A 4,024-nucleotide genomic window follows, 5' to 3' on the forward strand; every position below is an offset into this window, starting at 1 on the left:
CGCTCAACCTGATCGGCGCGGACACGCTCTATGGCCGCTATTGGGGCGCGACCGAGGAGGTGCCCTTCCTCCATTTCGAGCTATGCTATTACCAGGCGATCGACGCCGCCATCGCGCGCGGATTGAAGACGGTGGAGGCCGGCGCGCAGGGTGAACACAAGCTGGCGCGTGGTTATGTCCCCGTGCCGACCTGGTCGGCGCATTACATCCCCCACCCCGCCTTTCGCCGCGCCGTCGCCGAGTTCGTCGAGCGCGAGCGAGAAGCGATTGCTGCCGAGAGCGAGTATCTGGGTGAGCTGACCCCGTTCCGGCGGGGCTGAACCCTCAATCGTCGTCCTTGTCGGGCGGCGTGCTGCGCCGTGCGGGCGGCGCGCGCCGGTCGTCGCCGGGCAGGGGCCGGCTGAGTATCTCATAGGCGGTGGGATCGATGATCGGGCGGCGATCGTCGATCCGGTAGAGTATGTCGCGGCCCGAACGCCAGATCGGCGTCAGTCCCCGCGTCAACGCCTCGTCATAGCGCGGCGGATGGACCAGCCAGACATAGTCGAACGCATCGCGCGGCAGCAGCTTGAGCGCGGTGTCGATCGGCCGCCACCACTGGCCGCGACAACGCCGCTGGGTCACGATCTCCGACGGGTCGTGCGCGAACCGCTTGGCCGGGGCATAGCGCACGGTCAGCAGCTGCCCGCCCGCCATCGACCATTGGTCGTTGGCATAGGCGAGCTTGCGCTCCAACGCGAGGCCGGCGACATGCTCCAGCCGGCTCGACGGCCAGACGTCCGCGCAATATTGCCGGCCCACGAAGGTCAGCAGGCGCGCGCGCGGCGGCACATGATCGAGCGCGGTCAGCACCCGGTCATAGTCGTTGCTGTACATCACATAGCTGACCGTGGTCGCCCCGATCCGCACCACGAAGAACAACAGCCCGACGATCGCCAGCGTCGAGGCGCCCCGGAAGGACAGCCCGCGCCGGGGCCGCAGCGCGATCAGCGCGATCGCCAGCACATAGGGGGCAAGCCGCATATCGGCATAGGCCGATCCGAAGACGATGCGCGGCAGCAGCAGATAGACGATGAACAGGAAGGCCGCCGACAGGACCAGGTTGCGCGAATATTCGACCCGCTCGTCGCGCACGCCCTTGAGCAACACCAGGAACAGTACGGTCACCGAGGCCAGGTCGAACGCCATCCACCGATCGCGCAGCACCATCGTCACCCAGTTGATCTTCCAGCGCCAGTTGAACCAGTCGCCGGTCTGGCCGGTGACATCCGCACCCGAGCGCCACAGCACCATCAGCACCATGGGCAGTGCCAGCGGGATACAGCCGATGCCGGCATGGATGGCGGAGACGATCCACCCCTTCACCCCCCGCGCGCCGCGCGCGCGCCGAAGATCGTGCTGGCGGATCAGCTCGGCCGAAAAGGCCAGCACGCCCAGCACGCCCCAGCCAAAGGTATGCGCCACCCACAAGGCGCAGGACAGCGGCACGAACAGGATCGCGCGCAACCGCACCGCACCCAGCCGCCCCATGCGCAGCCACAGCGCGAACAGGTTGAGCGCCAGCGCCATCGACAGCGCGAAGTTCACGAACCCGAACTGGAAGGGATAGCTATAGGCCAGCGGCAGCGCGAACAGCGCGGTGGCGGGAATGCGCCCCTGCACCTCGCGCGCGATCCACAGCAGGCCGGTGACGGTCAGCACCGGGATGGCGATGACGATCAGCTTGACCGCCAGCTCCAGCCCGAAGATCGGCGCCAGTGGCTCGATCAGCAGGTCGATGCCCAGATTGCCGATCATCTGCCATTCGAAATGATACCACTGCGCCAGCCAGGGCTGGTCGGCATATTCCAGCTGGACCCGGTACCGCCCCATATGGCCGGGCAGGTCGACCAGCGGCGGCACCGTCGGCCAGAGCAGCGGCATGGCGGCGAGCAGCGCCATCGCCACCACGAACCACCGCGTCTGCCACCAGTTGAGCTTTCCCCCGTTCATGCGTCGGTGCCTAGCGGACCGAAGGGGACTTGGACAAGCACCGGCCGCGCCGAACGCGATAGATGGCATTGCCGGCCCCACCGCCCCCGATCTTGGCGCGATTGAGCCGTGATCAACGCTTCCTCAACGGATCGGGCGTAGCGCGGATATATGGACCACATGCCTTGCGCCCGATTACGGTTGCCCGCGCCACTGATATGGGTGTTCGGCAGCATGATCGTGATGACGTTGTTCATCGCCGACTATCGTGCGTCCCGCCATGGCGTGATCGGCCTGTCGGAAATGTGGGGCCGCGATTTTGCCAATATATGGACCGGCGGGAAGCTGGCGCTGAACGGCCGGCTCGCCCTACTCTATGATCTCGATCGCTATCGCGGCTTCGAACACGCATTGTACGGCACGGTCGGCATTCATAACTACTCCTATCCGCCGATCGCGCTGTTCCTCGATATGCCATTCGCCCTGCTGCCTTATGGCCCGGCACTGATGCTGTGGCTGGGCGGGACCGGACTGCTGTTCGCGCTGGCGGCGCGGCCTTGGCTGCCGGAGGGGTGCGCGCCCTGGCTGTTGCTGCTGACCCCGGCGGCATTGATGAACATCTGGGCGGGCCATTACGGCTTTCTGATCGGGGCGCTTTTCCTGGCGGGCTGGCACTGGTTGCCGAATCGGCCGGGATGGGCGGGCGTCTGCTTCGGGCTGATGGCGCTCAAGCCACATGTCGCGGTGCTGGTGCCTGTCATCCTGTTGCTGCGCGGCGACTGGCGCACCATCGCGGCAGCGGCACTGACGGTCGGATCGCTGGTGATGGCCAGCGTCGTCGCGTTCGGGTCCGATTTGTGGGCCCAGTATCTGACGGTCACGTCCGGGGTGCAGGCGCGAATGATCGATCCGGGGCAGGAATTTTACGGGCTGATGGCGACATCGCTGGCCAGCGCGCTGCTACGCCAACATATACCCGCCGCCATCGCCTATGGGTTGCAGGGTATGGCATTCATCGGCGTCGCCCTGGGCGTGACGAGCGCCACGATTCGCGGCGCGCCGCCCGCCGCCCTTGCCCTGCTGGCCGCGACGGGCACGTTCGTGCTGCTTCCCTATGCCTTCAACTATGATCTGACGGTCGTGATGCTCGCGGCGCTGGTCGTCTATGGCCGCCCCGAGGCCTCACCCATGGAGAAGGCGATCGCCCTGATCGCCTTCGTCACGCCGCAATGGGGGATGATGGCCAGCGCAATCGGCATCCCCCTGACGCCGATCGCGCTCATTTCCCTTTTCGGCGTGCAATGGCACGGCCTTGTCAGGCCCGGTCGCGGCGCCCCAGCAGGCGCAGGCGCAGCGCGTTCAGCTTGATGAAGCCCGCCGCGTCGCGCTGGTCATAGGCGCCCTGATCGTCCTCGAAGGTGACGACCTTTTCCGAATACAGGCTGTAGGGCGACTTGCGGCCCGTGACGGTCGCCTGGCCCTTGTACAGCTTCAGGCGGACGGTGCCGGTCACCTTCTCCTGGCTGTAGTTGACGGCGGCCTGCAGCATCTCGCGCTCCGGCGAGAACCAGAAGCCGTTATAGACCAGCTCGGCATAGCGCGGCGCCAGTTCGTCCTTCAGATGCGCGGCACCCCGGTCGAGCGTGATCTGCTCGATGCCGCGATGCGCCAGCGCATAGATGGTGCCGCCCGGCGTCTCGTACATGCCGCGGCTCTTCATGCCCACGAAGCGGTTCTCGACCAGGTCGAGGCGGCCGATGCCGTGCTTGCGGCCCAGTTCGTTCAGCTTGGTCAGCAGCGTGGCGGGCGAGCACGCTTCGCCGTTCAGCGCGACGCCGTCGCCGCGCTCGAAATCGATGGTGATGACCTCGGGCACGTCGGGTGCGTCTTCGGGGTTCACCGTGCGCGAATAGACGTAATCGGGGACCTCATCCCACGGGTCCTCCAGCACCTTGCCCTCGGACGAGGTGTGCAGCAGGTTCGCGTCGGTCGAGAAGGGCGCCTCGCCGCGCTTGTCCTTCGACACCGGGATCTGATGCGCCTCGGCGAATTC

At 66.5% G+C, this 4,024-nt stretch carries 3 protein-coding genes and 1 pseudogene; 2 read left to right on the forward strand and 2 right to left on the reverse strand.

Annotation, left to right across the window (positions count from 1 at the left end; translation table 11 throughout):
* Positions 1–320 (forward strand): peptidogalycan biosysnthesis protein (locus tag ACQKJZ_RS18475; protein ID WP_427733056.1); only part of this gene is annotated, 320 nt, incomplete at its 5' end.
* A 4-nt stretch (positions 321–324) separates the two neighbouring features.
* Here ACQKJZ_RS18475 and ACQKJZ_RS18480 read toward each other — a convergent pair.
* Positions 325–1,992 carry a hypothetical protein gene (locus ACQKJZ_RS18480; protein ID WP_427733058.1) on the reverse strand — a complete coding sequence of 556 codons (1,668 nt, stop codon included), beginning with the start codon at positions 1,990–1,992 and terminating at the stop codon, positions 325–327.
* A 213-nt stretch (positions 1,993–2,205) separates the two neighbouring features.
* Here ACQKJZ_RS18480 and ACQKJZ_RS18485 point away from each other — a divergent pair, with 213 nt between their 5' ends.
* Positions 2,206–3,339, forward strand: coding sequence for a glycosyltransferase family 87 protein (locus ACQKJZ_RS18485; RefSeq protein ID WP_427733060.1), 1,134 nt, complete (start codon positions 2,206–2,208; stop codon positions 3,337–3,339).
* On the opposite strand, the pseudogene ACQKJZ_RS18490 reads toward ACQKJZ_RS18485, so the two are convergent.
* Positions 3,287–4,024 (reverse strand): annotated as a pseudogene (locus ACQKJZ_RS18490) (argininosuccinate synthase); the annotation flags it as partial. The gene ACQKJZ_RS18485 and the pseudogene ACQKJZ_RS18490 sit on opposite strands and share 53 nt — an antisense overlap.

Source organism: Sphingomonas sp. NPDC019816, assembly GCF_050274375.1.
Classification (GTDB): Bacteria; Pseudomonadota; Alphaproteobacteria; order Sphingomonadales; family Sphingomonadaceae; genus Sphingomonas.